13 protein-coding genes are annotated in these 19,283 nt (G+C 72.1%); 6 read left to right on the top strand and 7 right to left on the bottom strand.

Annotated elements, in window-relative coordinates:
• The first annotated feature begins 168 nt into the window (after window positions 1-168).
• Complete coding sequence (locus tag ABZZ04_RS24575) at window positions 169-729, top strand: hypothetical protein (RefSeq protein WP_356934356.1); 561 nt, start codon at window positions 169-171, stop codon at window positions 727-729.
• Window positions 730-886: 157 nt separating this feature from the next.
• Here the strand turns inward: ABZZ04_RS24575 and ABZZ04_RS24570 are convergent, their stop codons facing one another.
• Genes ABZZ04_RS24570 through gcvPA form a run of 5 tightly spaced genes read right to left on the bottom strand, consistent with a single transcriptional unit; the run spans window position 887 to window position 6,552 of the window.
• The gene (locus ABZZ04_RS24570; protein WP_356934355.1) at window positions 887-1,528 is read right to left on the bottom strand and encodes a GntR family transcriptional regulator; all 642 of its coding nucleotides are present in this window, start codon (window positions 1,526-1,528) and stop codon (window positions 887-889) included.
• Window positions 1,529-1,576: 48 nt separating this feature from the next.
• Complete coding sequence (locus ABZZ04_RS24565) at window positions 1,577-2,323, bottom strand: SDR family oxidoreductase (RefSeq protein ID WP_356934354.1); 747 nt, start codon at window positions 2,321-2,323, stop codon at window positions 1,577-1,579.
• A 46-nt stretch (window positions 2,324-2,369) separates the two neighbouring features.
• Window positions 2,370-3,581, bottom strand: coding sequence for an NAD(+)/NADH kinase (locus tag ABZZ04_RS24560; protein WP_356934353.1), 1,212 nt, complete (start codon window positions 3,579-3,581; stop codon window positions 2,370-2,372).
• Window positions 3,578-5,176, bottom strand: coding sequence for an aminomethyl-transferring glycine dehydrogenase subunit GcvPB (gene gcvPB, locus ABZZ04_RS24555; protein ID WP_356934352.1), 1,599 nt, complete (start codon window positions 5,174-5,176; stop codon window positions 3,578-3,580). Before gcvPB ends, ABZZ04_RS24560 begins: the two co-directional genes overlap by 4 nt.
• Window positions 5,173-6,552 (bottom strand): aminomethyl-transferring glycine dehydrogenase subunit GcvPA, encoded by a 1,380-nt coding sequence (gene gcvPA / locus ABZZ04_RS24550; RefSeq protein ID WP_356934351.1) that lies wholly within the window; start codon window positions 6,550-6,552, stop codon window positions 5,173-5,175. The genes gcvPB and gcvPA overlap by 4 nt, the downstream gene beginning before the upstream one ends.
• A gap of 226 nt (window positions 6,553-6,778) precedes the next feature.
• Between gcvPA and ABZZ04_RS24545 the strand changes: the two genes are divergently transcribed.
• From ABZZ04_RS24545 to ABZZ04_RS24525, 5 genes are read left to right on the top strand one after another with little or no spacing between them, the layout of a single operon-like run.
• Entirely contained in the window at window positions 6,779-8,035 is a 1,257-nt protein-coding gene (locus tag ABZZ04_RS24545) for a sugar ABC transporter substrate-binding protein (protein WP_356934350.1), read from the top strand.
• Between the two features lie 4 nt (window positions 8,036-8,039).
• The gene (locus ABZZ04_RS24540) at window positions 8,040-8,963 is read left to right on the top strand and encodes a sugar ABC transporter permease (protein WP_356934349.1); all 924 of its coding nucleotides are present in this window, start codon (window positions 8,040-8,042) and stop codon (window positions 8,961-8,963) included.
• Window positions 8,960-9,817 carry a carbohydrate ABC transporter permease gene (locus ABZZ04_RS24535; protein WP_356934348.1) on the top strand — a complete coding sequence of 286 codons (858 nt, stop codon included), beginning with the start codon at window positions 8,960-8,962 and terminating at the stop codon, window positions 9,815-9,817. The genes ABZZ04_RS24540 and ABZZ04_RS24535 overlap by 4 nt, the downstream gene beginning before the upstream one ends.
• Window positions 9,814-11,847 (top strand): beta-galactosidase, encoded by a 2,034-nt coding sequence (locus ABZZ04_RS24530; RefSeq protein ID WP_356934347.1) that lies wholly within the window; start codon window positions 9,814-9,816, stop codon window positions 11,845-11,847. Before ABZZ04_RS24535 ends, ABZZ04_RS24530 begins: the two co-directional genes overlap by 4 nt.
• A complete protein-coding gene (locus ABZZ04_RS24525; protein ID WP_356934346.1) occupies window positions 11,844-14,024 on the top strand; it encodes a trehalase family glycosidase in 2,181 nt (726 codons plus the stop codon). The genes ABZZ04_RS24530 and ABZZ04_RS24525 overlap by 4 nt, the downstream gene beginning before the upstream one ends.
• Window positions 14,025-14,096: 72 nt before the next feature.
• On the opposite strand, the gene ABZZ04_RS24520 is transcribed toward ABZZ04_RS24525, so the two are convergent.
• Both ABZZ04_RS24520 and ABZZ04_RS24515 read right to left on the bottom strand, forming a co-directional pair.
• The gene (locus ABZZ04_RS24520; RefSeq protein ID WP_356934345.1) at window positions 14,097-15,101 is read right to left on the bottom strand and encodes a helix-turn-helix domain-containing protein; all 1,005 of its coding nucleotides are present in this window, start codon (window positions 15,099-15,101) and stop codon (window positions 14,097-14,099) included.
• A 213-nt stretch (window positions 15,102-15,314) separates the two neighbouring features.
• On the bottom strand, window positions 15,315-19,085 hold the full coding sequence (locus tag ABZZ04_RS24515) for a S8 family peptidase (protein ID WP_356934344.1): 3,771 nt from the start codon (window positions 19,083-19,085) through the stop codon (window positions 15,315-15,317).
• Window positions 19,086-19,283 lie beyond the last annotated feature (198 nt).

Genomic DNA, 19,283 nt, shown 5'->3' with positions numbered 1-19,283 from the left:
CGAATCATAGGCAAGCATCGACTTGCCTATCAAGTCGGGCGGCTGCCGCCACCCGCCGGACCCGTCGCGGTGATCCCCGCCTCCCCGGCCCGTTCCCGCACGGCGGCGACAGCGGCTGCGGCACGGCAACGCGCGGTGCGTTGTCCGGCAGTTGGTAGCGTGAGCGCCGTGACAGAGCTGGAAGAAATGGTCCTGACCCCCGACGAGCGGGCCCGGGGAGTCCAGGCCGACAGTGTGTTGTTCGTGATGGACTGGACCGGCGAGGACCACCCGGGGCAGCTGGCGGAGTTCGTGGCCGGTCGGGTACGGGCCTTCGGGGCGGACCCGGCGGACGTGGACACGAGCGCCGTCCGCCGGGCGGCCGAGGCCGACCCGGCCCTGCGCCGGGGCGACGTCCCGGTCCGCCAGCTCGACCACCTGGCCGGTGTGCTGGCGGATCTCGGCTGCACGCTCGTGGTGCTGGACAGTGGCACCGACACCTACGAGGTGATGGTCGCGCTGACCGACGGGCACGAGCCGGCCGGGCTGACGCACCAGGGCGTCCCGGTACGGGCCTGGGGCTCGGCGCCCGCGCAGACCCTGGTCAGCCTGGACTGCCCGGGCTGCTCGCAGATGCTGGTCTGGGAACTGCCTGCGGACCAGACCCTGGCCGGTGAACACTGCGACTGCGGAGCCGCGTTGTTCGACGCCGCGGGCCACCCGCTGCCCGGCGTCACCCTCCACGACTGAACCGCTCGGCACCCCGGCCCGCTCGCGGCTGCCCCGCACGGCGTGCACGGGCGACGGCGCGGCCCGGGCCGGTCCGCGGACCCGGCGGGCCGGGTTCCGGTGCTTCCGGCCCGCCGTCGCCGTGTTCATGCTGCGACGGCGGGTCCGCCGCCCGCGGTCAGTCCTTCAGATGCTCCAGGATGCGGTGCATCCCGCTGTTCCAGTTCTCCTTGAGCGCCGCGACGGCCGAGTCGAGGTCGCCGCGCTGCAGGCACTCGGCGATCCGCTCGTGCTCCACCGCAGAACGTTCCAGGATGTCCTGGTCGCCCAGCGCCACCCGTTCGTAGCGGTGCATCGTCACCTTCAGGGAGGTGATCAGCTTCATCAGGCGGTCGTTCGTGCAGCCGGACAGGAGCAGGTCGTGCCACGCGTCGTCGTAACGCTCTATGACGTCGTGCGGCGCCTGCGGTGCCGAGAAGGCGCGGGCCTCCTCCAGGAGGCGCGGGGCGATCTCCGCCAGGTGCCCGGGATCGCTGGACTCCAGGGCGAGTGCCTCCAGCGTCGCGACGATCGCGGACAGGTCGCGGAACTCCTGCGCGCTGAGCGGTGTGAAGCGGAAGCCCTTGCCGCGCTCGCTGGTGATGACGCCCTCGCGCTCCAACGTGATCAGCGCCTCGCGCAGCGGTGTGCGGCTGACGCCGAGTTCGGTGGCGAGCTGCCCCTCGTTGATCGGTGAGTTGGTCGCGATCGTGCCGCGCCCGAGGCGCTTGATCAGTTCCTCCTTGACCTGTTCGCGCAGCGGGCGGTTTTCGATTGGCATGTGAGGCTGCCCTCCCTTCGGTCCGGTCGATTATCCGCTACCGGCAGATCACGCGGTACCGGCGCCGTCGACCGGGATGATCGCCCCGCTGAGGAACGCCGAGGCGTCGGAGGCGAGGAACGCCACGGTCTGGGCGATGTCGCGGGGCTGCCCGATCCGGCCGAGCGGCCGGTCGGCGGCGTCGGCGTAGAACGCGTCGGAGCTCTCACCGAGCTGGCGGGCCTCCTCGGCGAGCATTCCGGTCGCCGTGTCACCGGGGCAGACGCAGTTGACGCGGATGTTGTCGGGGCCGTGGTCGATGGCCATGGCACGGGTCATGTTGACGACGGCGCCCTTCGACGCGCAGTACGAGACGGCCCGGCCGCCGCCGCGGATGCCCCACCCGGAACCGGTGTTGATGATGGAGCCGCCGCCCCGGGCCACCATCCCCGGGATCACGAGACGGCTCATCAGCATCACCGAGCGGATGTTCACGGCCATCACCAGGTCCCAGTCGTCCTCGGTGATCTCGCAGACCGTGGAGCGGCGGATGATGCCGGCGTTGTTGAAGAGGACGTCCACCCCGCCGAACCGCTCCTCGGCCGTGCGCACGACGGCCTCGCAGTCCTCGCGCCGTGACACGTCGCAGCGCACGAAGACCCCGCCGGTGTCCTTCGCGGTGCGTTCGCCGCCGTCCGCGTCGATGTCGGCGATCACCACACGGGCGCCGAGCTCCGCGAGGACCTGGGCGGTGGCACGGCCGATCCCGGCTCCGCCACCGGTCACGATGGCGCGCTTGCCGTCGAGGGAGATCATTCTGGGCTCCTTCTGGAAGAGGGGAGGGAGATTACGGAGGTACGGGTCATCCGGTCAGGCGGTACAGCGAGGTGCGCCGCCTGCCGGTGATGACGGGGAGATAGCCGGACAGCTCCGCGTCGAGCGCGTCGTCGCCGGTGTCGAGGAGGAGCGGACGGCCGCCGAGCGCGGCCAGTTTCTGTTCCGTGCACAGCACGAGCAGGCGCTCGCGACCGCCCGCCGTGCGCAGGACGCGCGGCGAGATCTGCTGGTTGCCGCGGCCGAGGAGGAAACCCTGGCCGCCGATGGGGGAGAGGGCGATCCAGGCGGGGCCGGCCGAGAGGAGGGCGGCCTCGCCCGCGTCGCGGGCCACGACGCACGGCGGCCGGTCCGGCCGCAGGCGGAGCACGTCGACCCCGGTCAGGGAGACGTCCGCGCCGAGCGCCGCAGCGACCGCCCGGGTGGTGGTGCCGGGGCCGAGCACGAGCAGCCCGTCCCCGACGCGCTCGGCGACATCGGCCGCGATGCCGCCGACCGCGTCGGGCGCGGCGACGGTGCTGCCGGACTTGCGCTGCTGCACCCGCACCGGTACGTCGGGGACCGGCAGCCAGCCGAACAGCCGCGAGGCGACACGGCCCTCGCCCAGGGCGTCCTCGTCCCGGTCCATCACCTCGGCGTCCCGCAGCCGGACGGCGCCCCCGCGGGCGAGCCACGCCGCCGCGACCTCACCGGCGGCGCGCGGGCCGACGGCGAAGACCGCCGAGTGCATCTTCACCCCGGTCGGCACGCCGAGGACCGGGCAGGGCGCCCCGCCGAGGGCGCCGAGCACGTCCCGCGCGGTGCCGTCGCCGCCCGCGAAGAGCAGGAGGTCCACGCCCTCGGCGACGACGGCCCGCACCGCGGCGTCCGTGTCCGCGGCCGAGGTGTCCCGCCCGGCCCCGGCGGCGTACACGACCTGCCCCGCGAGCCCCGCGGCGGCCACGGAGTCGGCGCCCAGGGGACCGGCTGCGGTGACGACGAGGAGCCCGGCGCCCGGTGTCCCGGACCTCGCGCCGTCGGGACCGGCCGGCGCGAGGTCCCCGCCACCCGGCTCCTTCCCCGCCGACCGCCCCGAACGCGCCGCCAGTTCGCTCAGGGCGGCGGTGGCCCGCGCCCCCGCCGAGGGGAGCGCGCCCAGCGAGCGCGCCAGGCGGAGCCGGTCCGGGCCGTCGGTGCCGCCCAGGCCCACCCGGCCGCCGAGACCGGCGACCGGGTTGACCACCAGGCCGACCTTCCTCACCGCTCGGCCTCGCCGAGCACCTTGCGGCGGTAGGCGCGCCAGGAGACCGCCCAGACCGCCGGGTCGTCCAGGGCCTCCGGGCGGACCCGGTGGATGGTCGAGCGGTGCGGCGCCGTACGGACGGTCCCGGGGTCCTCGTACGCCTCCCGGGCGACCTCCGCGAGGATCGCCGCGTACTCGTCGAGGTCGGCGCGGGTGTAGGACTCGGTCGGCTCCAGCGTCATGGGCTCCGGCACGACGTACGGGTGGTGGCTGGTCCAGTAGTGCGTGCCGAAGTCCGCGGCGCGCAGACCGAGGTCCTCGGAGTGCAGGCCGGTGTCCTGGTGGAGCTTCTCCCAGCTGTAGCGGACCTGTTCGACGCGCGGACGTCCCGCCGCGTAGGGGACCGAGACCCCGGGGATCTGCCGCACCTTGTGGAGCAGGTAGTTGTTGTTGAGGACGGCCGTCTCCGCGGCGGCCCGAAGCCCCGGTGCGCCGAGCGACATGATCCAGGCGTACGCGCGGACCAGGTTCGGCACGACCCCGTAGAACGGCCGCATCTTGCCGACCGACTCGGGCCGGTTGTCGTCCAGCCGGTACCTGCCCGTCCCCGGGTCCTTCTCGACCGTCGGGCGCGGCAGGTACGGGGCGAGTTCCCCGGTGACCGCGCACGCGCCCGCCGCCGGGCCGCCGCAGGCATGCGGCGTCGAGAACGTCTTGTGCAGGTTGAAGTGGCACAGGTCGAAACCCGCGTCCCGGGCCCGTGTGATGCCGAGGATGCCGTTCGCGTTGGCCTGGTCGTACGAGCACAGGCCGCCCGCCTCGTGCACGATCCGCACGAACTCCTCGATGCGCGGGTTGTAGATGCCCGTGTCCTCGGGGTTGGTGATGAGGAGCGCCGCCGTGCGCGGACCGACCGCCGCCCTGAGCGCCTCGATGTCCGGGTAGCCGTCCGCGTCCGGGTGGAGCGTGATGACCTTGAAACCCGCCGTCTTCGCACAGGCCGCGTTCGACGGGTGGGAGAAGATCGTCGTGATGATCTCGTCGCGCTGCTCCAGCTCCCCGCGGGCGGCGAAGTAGGCGCGGATCATCGCCACGTTGGTGTAGATCGCGGCGGAACCGGCGCCCGGCTGGAGCGAGACCCGGTCCATGCCGGAGATCTCCTTCAGGAGCTGCTCCAGAGCGTGGATGATCCCGAGGACGCCCTGGACCGTGTCCTCGTCCTGGAGCGGGTGCAGCGCCGCGATCCGCGGGTCGCGGACGAACTGGTCGTTGACCTTGGGGCTGTACTTCATGGTGCAGGTGCCCTGGCCGACGTCGATGTTGAGGTCGGCGCCCAGGTTCTCCTGCGACAGGCGCAGGTAGTGCCGCAGGACCTGCTGCTGGGACATCTCCGGCAGGGCGGGCGGCTGGGCCCGGCGCAGGACCGCGGGCACCTCGGCCGCCGGGACGGACGGGTCCGGGGCCGGTACGAGGACACCGCGCTCACCCGGCGAACCGAGCTCGAAGATCAGCTCCTCGTCCCAGGACGCCTGCCGGAAACGGCGCAGGCGCGGCTTGCCGGCGATGCGTGCCTGATCGGGGGAGACGGACACGGGCGTGTGCGGGGCGGTCACTTGACGATCTCCTCCAGGGTCGCGGCGAGCCGGTCGATGTCGGCCTTGGTGTGGACTTCGGTGACGCAGTACACGGCCTCGTGCTCGCCGGTCGGCACACCGCCGAAGATGCCCCGCTCCTTCAGCGCGGCACGGATCTCGGCGGCGGTCCTGCCGCCCGTGTAGCGGACGGTGAAGTCGGCGAAGTGCAGGGCGTCGCGGTACGGGACCTCGATGCCGGGCACCTCGGCGAGACGGCCGCGGGCGTACGCGGTGAGCGCGAGGATCGTGTCACCGATCTCCCGCATGCCCTGCGGCCCCATCAGCGCGAGGTAGACCCCGGCGCCGATGCCGTGCAGCGCGGCGGCCGTGCCGACCCACTCCTTGCCCTCCTCGCGCAGTGCGAAGGAGGTCCGTTCGTAGGCGACGTCACCGAAGCCGTACTCGCCCTCGACGGCGGTCGGCACCAGGCCGAACAGCCGCGAGGGGTACTCGGCGACCAGCCTCTCCTCGTCGCGGGTGGCGATGAAGCCCGCGTTGCCGCCGCCGAAGCTCTGGTGGATGCCGAGCGGCTGGATGTCGCCGCAGGTGATGTCGGCGCCGTGCGCGGAGGGCGGCGCGAGCGCGCCGAGCGCGATCGGGTTGCAGCCCACGACGAACAACGCCCCGGCCCCGTGCGCGAGTTCGGCGAGAAGGGGCAGTGCCCCGTCGACGATGCCGAGCGCGGACGGCATGTCCGCGTACACCGCCGCCGTGTCACCGGCGGCCAGTTCCCCGCGCACCGCGGCGAGATCGGCGCAACCGGTGTCCGGATCGACCGGGACCACCACCACGTCGTGGTCGGGGCGCACGTAGTCGCACACCCGGGAGAGCTTGTCGGCGTCGATCGCGGTGGCGACGAGCACCCGGCGGCGGCCGGTGATCCGGCCGGCCATGCGCAGGGCGGTTCCCGCGGCCTGGAAGCCGTCGTACACCGGGACGTTGACGACCTCGACGTCGAGCAGCTCGGCCATCATCGACTGGTACTCCCACAACGCCTGGAAGCGGCCGTGGTCCTCGTAGGGCTCGCCCGCGTACGCCGTGAGGAACTCGCTGCGGTTGACCACCTCGTCCACGACCGCCGGCACGTGGTGCTGGTAGCAGCCGGAGCCGAGGAAGCTGAGCACCTGCCGGGTGGAGGTGTTGTGGCCGAGCAACCCCTCCATGTGGCGGGTGAGTTCGGCTTCCGAACGCAGCGGGTCCGGGAGATCGAGGGGGCGGTGCAGCCGGATGCCGTCCGGGATGTCGGCGTAGAAGTCCTCGACGCTCGCCGCGCCGATCTCCGCGAGCATCGCCTGCCGCACGGCAGGGACCGCGTTGGGGATGTAGGGGTGGACGAAGTCCTGGGGTGACGTCATGCCGCGCCTTTCGCGTGAGCCGGCCCGGCCGGGCCGGTCGTGAACCACAGCAACGAAAGTCTTTGGGTGTACACCTCTTGACGGGAAGCGCCGTCATTCAGTGTTCTGAATACAGCATTAGGCATTCAGGCTCCAGGAGGCAAGAGTGTCAACACGGCCCACCCGACGGGTTGTTCTGGCCACGGGTCTCGCGACCGCGGCATCGTCACTGGTCAGCGGATGCGCCATGGGGGGCACGGGCGGCGGGGACGCCCGTGACATCGGTGGCGGGAAGAAGGAGAAGGAGGGCAAGGTCAGCGGGAAGATCACCGTCTGGTCGTGGGACGTGGCCGCCAACGCCCTGAAACGCCTCGCCCGCGCCTTCGAGGAACGCCACCCCGGGGCCACCGTCGACGTCACCGACATCGGCTACGACAACGCCGCCGACAAGATCACCGTGGGCCTGCGCGGCGGCTCCGGCCTCGCCGACGTCCTCACGATCGGGGGCACCCAACTGCCCCGCTACACCGGCAACTTCCCCCAGGGCTTCTACGACCTGAGCAGCCTCGGCGGCCGCTACGGGGGCGACTTCGACCGCGCCTCCTGGCGCACCGTCACCGGACCGGACCACGAGGTCTTCGCCCTGCCCTGGGACATCGGCCCCTGCGCGCTCTACTACCGCAAGGACCACTTCCGCGCCGCCGGGGTCGACCCGCGAAAGCTCCTCACCTGGGACGACTACGTGGAGGCGGGCGTCCGCATCAAGAAGGCCACCGGCCACAAGCTGCTCATCATGGACACCACCGACACCGGAATCCTGTCCATACTCCTCCAGCAGCAGGGCCAGTCCTACTTCAAGAACGGCCGGGTCGCGGTCGACAGCCCCGAGGCCGTGAAGGCCCTCACCCTGATGAAGACCCTGCACGACCGGGGCCTGATCGACTACGAGAAGGGCTGGAGCGGACTGGTCACCGGCACCAAGGAGGGCAAGGCCGCCACCACGCCCACCGCCGCCTGGTGGACCGGCACCCTCACCGAGGAGATGCCGGAGCTGAAGGGCAGGTTCGGCGTCGTGCCGCTGCCCGGCTTCACCGCCGACGGCCCCCGCACCTCGAACGAGGGCGGCTCCACCCTCTGCGTCCCCGCCCAGAGCAAGAACCCCGAACTGGCCTGGGCCTTCATCGAATTCGTGCTCACCGACCGGGCCAACCAGATCTCCATGCTCAAGCGCGAGGGCCTCTTCCCCGCCTACCTGCCCGCGCTCGAGGACCCGTACCTGAGCGCCGGCCAGGAGTACTTCGGCGGGCAGCCGGTCCTCGACGTGTTCGCCCGGCTCGCCCGCAGCATCCCGCCGGTCGAATACACCAAGGACGACGCCAAGGCCGTCGACATCATGGTCTCCGCCGTCACCGGCGTGACGCTCCGCGGCAAGGACCCGCGCGCCTCCCTGGAATCGGCGGCCCGGCAGATCGCCGCGGCCACCGGCCGCGAGAGGATGAAGTAGCCCGATGGCCGTCACCACCGCCCCCGAGCGGCCGGTCGCCCCCGCCCGGGCCCCGGCCCGCCGCGTCCGACGACGACGCCCCACCGCCTGGATCTTCGCCGGGCCCGCCGCCGTCCTCTTCGCACTCTTCTTCGCCTACCCGCTGGGCGCGAGCCTGGTGCAGAGCTTCACCACCGAGGAGGCCGGAACCACCCGCTGGGCCGGACTCGACCAGTACCGGCGGATGATCGACGACCCGGTGTTCCTGAAGTCCCTGCTCAACACCGGGGCCATCCTCGCGATCCAGGTCCCCGTCATGATCGGCCTCGCACTCGTCCTCGCCGTCCTGCTCAACCAGTCCTGGCTGCGCTTCCGCGGCACCTGGCGCGCCGTCTACTTCCTGCCCGCCGTCACCACCCTCGTCGCGTACGCCGTCGTCTTCCAGGTGCTCCTCAAGACCGACGGCGGACTGGTCAACCAGATCCTCGGCGCCGTCGGCGTCGGACAGATCGACTGGCTCAACAGCCCCACCTGGGCCCGGATCTCCCTGATCGTCTCCCTGACCTGGCGCTGGACCGGCTACAACGCCGTCATCCTGCTCGCCGGACTCCAGGCCATCGGCAAGGAACAGTACGAGGCCGCGGCGATCGACGGCGCCGGCACCCTGTCCACGTACGTCCGTGTCATCCTGCCGCAGTTGCGCCCCGTCGTCCTGTTCTGCGTGATCACCTCCACCATCGGCACGCTCCAGCTCTTCGACGAGAACTACGTCCTCACCCGGGGCGGCCCCGACGACGCCACCCTCACCCCGGTCCTCTACCTCTACCGGGTCGGCTTCCAGCAGTTCGACTTCGGCTACGCCGCCGCCATCGCCTGGGTCGTCGTGCTCCTCATCGCCGCGATCTCCGCCCTCCAGTACCTCGCCTTCGGAAGGGAGCGCCGCCGGTGACCGCCCTCCCGCAGGCCCCCGTGCGCGTCCACCCGGCCCGGCGCGCGGGCCGCGTCCTGGTCCGGCTGTTCCTCGTGGCCGGCGCCGTCGTCAGCCTGGTGCCGTTCCTCTGGATGGCGATCGCCTCGACCCACTCCACCTCGGAACTGTTCCGCTCGCCGCCGCCCTTCCTGCCCGGCGGACAACTGCTCGACAACCTCGTCCGGCTCCAGGACACGATCGGCTTCGGGCGGGTCCTGCTCAACAGCGCCGGCATCGCCGTCGTCCACACCGTGCTCAGCTCGCTGATCTCCGCCATGTGCGGCTACGGCCTGGCCAAGTTCCGCTTCCGCGGCCGGGGCCTGCTGCTCGGCGCGGTGCTCGCCACGATGATGATCCCCTTCCAGGTCCTGCTCGTACCGCTCTTCCAGATGATGGCGAGCATCGGCTGGATCGACTCCTACCAGGCCGTGGTGCTGCCCTTCCTGGTGAACTCCTTCGGCATCCTGCTGATGCGGCAGAGCTTCGTCGACTTCCCCGACGAACTCCTCGAATCGGCCCGCATCGACGGCTCCGGCGAACTGCGCACCTTCTACCAGGTGGTACTGCCGTGCGTACGACCCCAGCTCGGCGCCCTGGTCATCTTCACGTTCATGGCGCAGTGGAACAGCTTCATCTGGCCCCTGCTCATGCTCAACTCCGAGGACAAATACACCGTGCCCGTCGCACTCAACACCCTCACCGGGCTCACCCACGTCGACTACTCCGGCCTGATGCTCGGCTCGCTCCTCGCCACCCTCCCGCTGATGCTCCTCTTCCTGCTCTTCCAGCGGCAGTTCGTCGCCGGACTCCTCGGCGGGGCGGTGAAGGGATGACCCCCCTGACCCGCGTCCCCGGCATCCTCTACGGCGGCGACTACAACCCCGAGCAGTGGCCCGAGGAGGTCTGGGCCGAGGACGCCGCGCTGATGCGCGAGGCCGGCGTCACCATGGTGACCGTCGGCGTCTTCTCCTGGGCCAGGATCCAACCGGGGCCCGACACCTGGGACTTCGGCTGGCTCGACCGGCTCATGGACCTGCTGCACGCGCACGGCGTCGCCGTCGACCTGGCCACCGCCACCGCCTCACCGCCCGCCTGGCTGATCCGCGCCCACCCCGACATCCTGCCGGTCACCGCCGACGGCGTACGCCTCGAATTCGGCTCCCGCCAGCACTACTGCCCCTCCTCGCCCGAGTACCGCGCCGCCGCGCTCCGCCTCACCCGGGCCGTCGCCGAACGCTACGCACACCACCCGGCCCTCGCCCTGTGGCACATCCACAACGAGTACGGCGACCACGTCACCGAATGCTTCTGCGCCCGCTCCGCCGACCACTTCCGCAGCTGGCTCACCGACCGGTACGGCACGATCGACGAACTCAACCACGCCTGGGGCACCGCCTTCTGGTCGCAGCGCTACGGCACGTACGACGAGATCGAACCGCCCCGCACCGCCCCGGGCCCCGTCAACCCGACCCAGCTCCTGGACTGGCGGCGCTTCTGCTCCGACGCCCTGCTCGAATGCCACCGCGCCGAGCGCGAGGCCCTGCGGGAGGCCGGCCCGGACATCCCGGCCACCACCAACTTCATGTCGATGTTCAAGGCACTCGACTACTGGAAGTGGGCCGAGCACGAGGACCTCGTCTCCGACGACGCCTACCCCGACCCCGCCGACCCGCGCGCCCACGTCCACGCCTCCCTCAACTACGACCTGATGCGCTCCCTCAAGGGCGGCCGGCCCTGGCTGCTCCTCGAACAGGCGCCGTCCGCCGTCAGCTGGCGACCGGTCAACGTCCCCAAGAAGCCCGGCCTGCAACGCCTCTGGTCCCTCCAGGCCCTGGCCCGCGGCGCCGACGGCATCATGTACTTCCAGTGGCGAGCCTCCCGCGCGGGCGCCGAGAAGTACCACAGCGCACTGCTCCCGCACCGCGGCACCGCCTCCCGCGGCTGGCGCGAGACCGTGCGCTTCGGCGCCGAACTCGCCCGGCTCGGCGAGATCGCCGGCACCACCTCCCGCGCCGACGTGGCGATCGTCCTGGACTGGGACTCCTGGTGGGCCCTGGAGGCCGAGGACCACCCCTCCTCCCGCATGCGCTGGCCCGACCTCCTGCGCCCCTGGTACGCGGCGCTCCACGCCCGCGCCGTCGCCGTCGACTTCGTGCCCCCGCACGCGGACCTCGACGGCTACCGGGCGGTCCTCGCACCCAACCTCCACCTGCTGCGGCCCGGGAACGCCGCCCGCATCGCCGCCTACGTGCGCGGCGGCGGCCACTTCGTGTGCGGCCCCTTCAGCGGCGTCGTCGACGGCCACGACCACATCCACGACGGTGGCGCCCCGGGTCCGCTGCGGGACGTGCTCGGCGTGTCCGTCGACGAGTTCTGGCCGATCCCCGACGGCGAGGAGGTACGGCTCGCCTCCGGCGCCGGGGCAACCATGTGGAGCGAGTGGATCGAACCCGGGGGTCCGGACACCGAGACCGTCGACACCTACACCTCCGGGGAGCTGGCCGGCCGCCCCGCCGTCACCCGCCACCCGTACGGCACCGGCACCGCGTGGTACGTCGGAGCCCACCTCGGCACCGGCATCGCGGCGGTGCTCGACGAGGCGCTGCGGGCGGCCGGCGCACGCCCCGTGCTCGATGTCCCCCACGGCGTCGAGGCGACCGTGCGCACCGGCCCGCGGGGCACGTACCTCTTCGTCCTCAACCACAACGACCACGACACCCGGACACCACTGACCGGCCCCTGGGCGACCGGCGGCACCGACCTGCTCACCGGCGCCGCCGTCCGCGACCGCATCGACCTCGGCCCGCTCGGCGCCGCGGTCCTGCGCCTCACCACCGACTCCCCTGGAGAGACCGACAAGTGACCGCACACAGATACCTGGGCGCCCTGACCGCGCTCCTCCTGGCCACGGGCACCCTCGCCGTGCCGCAGACGGCCGCCGCGCACACCCGCCCCGGGCCGTCCCCCTCGTACGCCGACGTCCTCGACCTGCACGGCACCCCCACCACCGCCGAGCCCGGCGACGGCGAGGACAACAACCCCGTCACCGTCTTCGCCGACCGGGGCGCCTGGCACGCCTACGCCCTGCCGGAGGACGGCGACACCGACGCCTACGGCGGCTTCTCCGGGCCCCTCTACATCGCCCAGGAATATCCCTGGTGGCTCAGCAAGTCCTTCAGCCGCATCAGCCTCACCGAACGCGGCCGCACCCTGGACCTGGCCGGCGGGGGCAAACCGCGCCTCACCTCGCTCCCGGGCCGGCTCCGCCAGTCCTACGACCTCGGCCGCGGGCTGCGCCTCACCCTCGAACTCCGCTTCGCCACCGACCGCAGCGCCCTGTTGCGGGCCGAGGTCCGCAACACCGGCCCGGCGCCCCGCACCCTGGGCGCCGAATGGAACGGCAGCCTGCTGCGGCCCGCCGACCGGCCGATGCGCGACGCGCCCTCGCTGGCCGCCACCCGCTCGGGCGTCGGCGTCGGCTTCGCGAAGGTCCGCGAGACCTGGGACTACCTCACCGACGGCACGGAACGCTTCGACGTCACGCACAAGGAAGCCGTCCGCACGACGGTGGACGGCGACACGTACCGCACCGAGGCGGTGCGGCCGGTGACCCTCGCACCGGGCCGCTCGCACAGCTTCGACTGGACCGAGTCCTACACCTTCACCGCCGCCGAGCACACGAAGGAGCAGGCGCGGGTCCGCGCCGTGCTGGCCCGCCCCCACGCCGTCGTCTCCGCGGCCGACACCCGCTGGCGGGGCTACGTCGCCGGGGTGACCCGGGGCGTCCCGGCCGACCGGCGGCGCACGGCCGTCAAGTCGCTGGAGACCCTCGTCACCAACTGGCGCAGCGCGGCGGGGCAGATCAGGCACGACGGCATCACACCGTCGATCTCCTACAAGTGGTTCACCGGCGGCATCTGGGCCTGGGACACCTGGAAGCAGGCCGTGGGCACGGCACGCTTCGCCCCCGGACTGGCCGAGTCGCAGATCCGCGCCATGTTCGACTGGCAGGTCAGCCCGGACTCCGCGACCCGCCCGCAGGACGCCGGGATGATCCCCGACGTCATCTTCTACAACGACCCCTCGCGCGGCGGCGGCAACTGGAACGAACGCAACTCCAAGCCCCCACTGGCCGCCTGGGCGGTCTGGAAGGTGTACGAGAAGTCGGGGAACCGGGCGTTCCTGCGCGAGATGTACCCGAAACTCGCCGCCTACCAGTCCTGGTGGTACCGCAACCGGGACCACGACCGCGACGGCCTCGCCGAGTACGGTGCCACCGTCGACGCCGCCAACGACTCGCCCGAGCAGCAGCGGCTGGCCGCGGCCTGGGAGAGCGGCATGGACAACGCGCCCCGCTTCGACGCCGCCCTCGGCACCGGCGTCGTCGCCAACCGGGCGGCCGACGGAACACTCCTCGGCCACTCCCTCACCCAGGAGTCCGTCGACCTGAACTCCTATCTCGCCGCCGACCAGGGCTACCTGGCACGCATCGCGGGCACACTGGGACGCACCGCCGACGCCGAACGGTGGAAGCGGCGGTCCGCCGCCACGTCCGCCGCCGTCCGCACGACGATGTACGTCCCCGCGGACGGCTGGTTCCACGACATCGCGCTCGATACCGGCGCACCGCTCACGGCCCGCGGACGCGGCATCGAGGGCGCCGTCCCGCTGTGGACCGGCACGGCGTCCGGAGCGCAGGCCCGTGCCGTGCGCGACAGGCTCACCGACCCGGCGGAGTTCGCCACCACCGTCCCGTTCCCGACCGTGGCGAAGAGCTCCCCGTACTTCTCGCCGACCGCGTACTGGCGCGGCCCCGTCTGGCTCGACCAGGCGTACTTCGCCCTCGGCGGCCTGCGCCGCTACGGCTACGACAAGGACGCGGACGCCCTGCGGGACCGGCTCGTCACCCACGCGGCGGGCCTCGCGGACGACGGACCGATCATGGAGAACTACGACCCGACCACCGGGGCACCGCTCAACGCGCCCGGTTTCAGCTGGTCCGCGGCACTGCTGCTGCCGATCCTGACCGGGGACGAGTAGCCGACGGGCGCCCCGCACCGGGGCGCCCGCGCACCGGGACACCGCCCGGCGGACGTCCCGGTGCGTACGGCCTCAGCACATCCAGTTCCGCTGGGCGGCCTGCCACGCCAGCTGCATCCGGGTGGTCGCGCCCGCGAGGGCCATCATCGACTGGACCCGTCGCTGCACGGTGCGCCGGCTGAGCCCCATCTGACTGGCTATGGCCTTGTCCGCGACACCCGCCACGAGCAGCGACAGCAACTGGCGGTCCGTCGCGGACAGTTCGTGACTGCCGGACGAGCCGTCCGTGCCGCTGACCGTTCCGGACTCGCTCACGTGGAGCGGCACCGCGTCCTCCCAGTAGCGCTCGAACAGGGCGACCAGCGCCTCCAGCAGACTGCTGTCGCGGACCAGCGCAGTGGTGGGCTCCTCGGTGCTGCCGCTCGGTCCGCCGGGGACCAGGGGACAGATGGCGATGGACCGGTCGGCGACCGCGAGGCGCAACGGCAGGTGCGGGACCGCACGGGCCGTCTCCCCGGCCCGCATGCCCCGCACCACGTTCGCGACGGCACCCGAGTCGTCGAAGAAAGCCCGCTCGTACAGGACGCGGTAGCGCACCCCGCGCGCCAGGGCGTCGTACTCGGCCTCGTTGCTCCCCGAGGGCATGGCCACGTACTGGGCCTTGCAGAACCACAACATCTCGTGGCGCGTGTCGTCCTGGATCCGGCGCAGGTGCTGGCGCAACGCCTCGGCACCGGTGATCACTTCGATGAGCTGGTCGGGATCCCGGCGGCGCCGGGTGCGCCGGTAGGTCTCCAGCAGATCGGTGACCGCCAGGCGCGCGTGGTCCAGGGCGTCGGACTGCTTCTGGAGGTGTGGCAGCAGGGCGACGTCCGGGGGAGTGGCCGCGAAACTGCGGGGCGCCCGGTCCGTCGCGCTGACCAGCCCCTTCGCGGTGAGTACCGTCAGTACCCGTTCGACCTCCGCCGCCGTCAGACCGGACTGCTCCGCGATCTCGTCCGCCGAGGCGGTGAGCAGGGTGACGAGAAGCCGGTACACGGTTTCCTCGGCCGGGGCGAGCCCCACTGCTTCCAGCATCGTGATCCTTTCCGCCCCCGCCGAACGTGCGGCGAGCGACGGAACGGCCCGGTGGGAACGGCAGGCGACAGGGACTCGCCGGGACAACCGCCGGTGGGCAACCGCACTATACGCCCCGGACATGTCCGGACCGGAAGGGGAAAGCGGCGGGTACGGAGGATTCGACCGCCTCCGTACCCGCCGCCCTTCAAGCCTTCGGGACCCCTTTCCCGCCTACCTGCGGAGCTCGTAGGCGCGTTCCACGGTCTGCTGGACCTTGTTGCCGGCGCTGTCGGTCGCCGTGACCCGAAGCGTCACGAACGTGTCGCCGTGGGTCCGTTCCGGCCGGCCGACGGCGGCCGTGAAGCGGTTTCGGCCGTGGTCCTCGGCCCGGGCCTCCTTCGACCAGGTCCTGCCGTCGTCGTAGGAGACCGCGAACCGGACGGAGACGCCGCGCGGTGCGGACAGTCCCTCCTGGTTGCGGACGGCCAGGCCCACGGTGTGACCACGCCGCGCGGCCACGGTGTTGTGCGCGTCGACCGGTACGTCGTAGTCGACCTGGAGCAGCGGGAGCACCGTCTTCCCGGTGGCGGTGTCCGAACGGAAGGACCAGGAGGTCCGGGTACGCGTGCCGAACCGCCACTCGGGGGAGACCCGGGAGGCCGACACGTCCAGCCGGTAGTCGGCCTTCCCCGGCGCCACCTCGAAGTCCTCCCAGGCATCCGTGGCGTCGGCGACCTTCTTGCCGTCACGGAACAGGCCGACGGAGACGGTGTCGCCCTCGGAGCCTTCGTCGCTCGTGCCGAAACCGCCGGTCCAGGCCTGGGACCAGTGGCCCGTTCCGGAGTCGTTGAACTCGGGGACGCGGAACGAGAGCACGTCGTTGGAGCGTACGGACGGTGTCGTGGTGCCGAGCGGGACGGACGGCCGCACCACGGCCCCGAACCAGTTGTCGGCCGGCTGCCTGCCGGGCCGGTAGGTCCGCAGGGAGTCGCGCATCCCGTCGAGCAGGGGCGCGTCGACGGTGCGGACGAGCGCGTTGCTCACCACGTGCAGCCACTGGGTGTCACCGGCGCTGACGTACTCGGTGCGCTTCGCCCCGGTGGGCACGTACCGGCTGTACTGGTTCCAGAAGAAGTTCTGGTAGGGACGGCTGCCGAAGCGCTGCTCGCTCGTCCAGGGGACGCCGCCGGCATCGGCGTACGTGGACTCGACGACGGCGCTGTTGCGGTCCGAGACGGTGTGCACGACGCGTTCGGGGATGCGGTCCTCGGACACCTGCATCACGTCGTACAGGTACGGGCTCCTGGCCGTGCCGGAGATCGCCACCGAGGTCCTGCGCCGCTCGACGCGTTCCAGCAGGGCGGCTCCCTCGGCCGCGCGCACGTTCATGGTGGGCAGGGGAAGGCGCTCGCCGTCCGGGGTCCACCGGCTCCAGGAGTAGTCACCCGGGGGGAAGACGAGCACGAGTCCGGCGGCACCGGCCTCGGACGCCGCCCGGGCGACTTCCACCGCGCGGGTGACGTCGCTCCTGACGACCGCGAGCCTGCCGCGGACACGGCGCAGATCTGGGGCGTCGGCGGTTCCCGCGTCGACGGCGGTCAGCCGGGTGCCCTTCGCGTCGAACAGCGGGGAGTCGTGCATGTAGTACGGGTCGAGGTCGAGCCGTGACCCGGGGACCCGCGCCTCCAGCAGCGGGGCGACGAGCTGCCAGCGGGAGGCGAACTCGAAACGGCCCTCGGTGACCTTCGCCGTGGGGCTGACGTAGAGCCGCCTGGCCAGGTCGAAGTACATCGTGCCCTGGATCAGGCCGTGACCGTCGAGCTGACGGTACGTCTGGTAGCTGACGATGTCGCGCTGCTCGGCGGGACGGGGCGTGCGGATCTCCACCCGGGTGGTCCTGCGGGCGTCCAGTGTGACGGTCATGTCCTTGGTGACCTTCACCTCGGGCAGGACGATCTCACGCAGTTCCTGGCCGTCCTCGGCGTTGTCCAGCGAGGAGTAGTTGAGCTGGTAGGTGCCCTCCTCGACCTCGGCGACGGCCGGCTTGGTGCTGAGGTAGCTCTCGAAGCCGTCGGCGCCCCAGATCGTCGGCAGCTCGGAGACGGGCTTGCCCTCGTGGTCGATGACCTTCACGGTGATCCGGTGCTTGGGGCCGTGGACCGAGAGGCTCGCCGTGGTGTGGACGGTCGTCCTGCCGTCGGCGGTGGAGGCGTTCACGTACCCGTAGTAGTCGCCCCGTTCGAGGACCGACGGGTCGACGCGCAGGGACACCTCGGCCGTGGCACCGGGGGCGACGCGGACCGAGTCGGCGCCGAGCCGTACCGCGCCCTCGGCGACCTCGCGACCGCCGGTGGTGGCGAGCCGGAGCGTCAGGCCGAGAGCGATCTCCGAGCCGGAGGTGTTGGTGTACCGGATGGTGGTGTCCTGGTCCCGCTCACCGCTCTCGCCCGTCACATAGGAGCCGAGCGCCACGGTCGCGGTCGCGGTGACCGGTGCGGAGGTCGCGGCCGCCAGGTCGACGCGGCCGCCGCCCTGTTCGGTCACCTGCTGGCCGGGCACCGGGTGGGCGGTGCTCACCAGCGCGTCCTTGAGGCGCGTGGCGTCCCAGTCCGGGTGCTGCTGGGCGAGCAGCGCAGCGGCGCCGGCGACGTGGGGGGTGGCCATGGACGTTCCGGAGGACGCGATGTAGTCGGCGTCCACCGGGGCGCCCATGGTGGTTCCCTCGGCGCGGGCGGCGACGATGCCGACACCGGGCGCGGTGACGTCGGGCTTGGCCACCCGGTCGGTCAGCCGCGGTCCGCGGCTGGAGAAGGGGGCCAGCGAGTCGTCGCGGTCGACGGCGCCCACGGTGAGTGCCGCTTCGGCCGCTCCGGGCGAGCCGATGGTCTGGCTGCCCTGCTCGCCGTTGTTCCCGGCGGCCACCACGAACAGGGCGCCGCTGCTCCTGGTCAGCCTGTTCACCGCGAGGCTCATCGGGTCGGTGCCGTCGGTGGGATCGTCCGAGCCCAGGCTCATGTTGACGACCCGGGCGCCGCCGGCCGCCGCCCACTCCATGCCGTCGATCACGGCGGACTCGCTGCCGTATCCGTCGTCCCCGAGGACCTTGCCGATCATCAGCTCGGACCGGGGCGCCACGCCCTTGCGCCTGCCGTCGGAGGCCGCTCCGGTGCCGCCGACCGTGGACGCGACATGGGTGCCGTGCCCGAAGGCGTCGTTGATCCCGGCACTGCCGGAGAAGTCCTTCGTGGCCGTGGCCCGGCCGGCCAGGTCCGGGTGGCCGAGGTCGGCGCCGGTGTCCAGGACGGCGACCTTGACGCCCTGGCCCTGGTAGCCGGCCTCCCATGCGGCGGGTGCGTTGATCTGCGCCGTGCTGCGGTCGAGCGTCGGGCTCACCCGGCCGTCCAGCCACACGGTGGCGTCGGTGGCCTCCAGGGCGGAGGGCGACTTGCCCGAGTCGTGGGCGAGTTGCTTCCAGAAACGGCCGAGGTCCTTGTTGCCGATGTGCAGCGAACGGGCGTTGATGCTGTCCAGCCGGCGTGCGGGAGCCGAGTCGTCGTTCAGCGCGGACAGGGAGTCGAGGGCGGAGACCGACGCGCCGGGCGGCCGGGAGACGATCAGCGGGAGGGCGTCGGTGTGCTTCTCGTCGAAGCCCTGCGCGAGCAGCCCGGTCACGTCGAAGAGCCGCCGGTCGACCTTCCCCGAGAAGATCGGGGTGATGGCGTCGGAGGGCAGGACGGACAGGACGCCGTCCTCCTCGGTGGTACGGAAGACGATGTTCTTGCGGCCGGGACCCGGCTGGACGGAGGCGACCTTCTTGCCGTCGGGACCGGCACTGACGGTCACCCGGTCACCCGTGATCAACCGCACCGTGGCGCCCGGGTCCGCGGGGGCCGAGCGGACGGGGCCGCCCTGCGCCGGGGAATCGGCGGAGACCGGCGCCACCGCGCCCGCGGTCAGCAACAAGGCCGTCGGTGCTGCCGCCAGGAGGCGGGCACGTCTCATTTTTCCAACCCTTCTTTCGGCACGACTGGAAACACGCTGTCCGAAAGAATCAGGCAGAGCCGGAAGGACTGTCACGGCTTCCCGGTGTCGTCGTTGGGACATGTCCCAACGACGACACCGGTCACCCAGGAGCGTCCGCCGGTGGCGGGGGCGGGGGCGGGAGTTGTTGTCCGGGGACGGGGCGGGGCGGCCGGAGCC

Origin of the sequence: Streptomyces sp. NPDC006435 (genome assembly GCF_040612315.1) — a bacterium.
Classification (GTDB): Bacteria; Actinomycetota; Actinomycetes; order Streptomycetales; family Streptomycetaceae; genus Streptomyces.
This window is presented reverse-complemented; position numbering and strand designations above follow the sequence as displayed.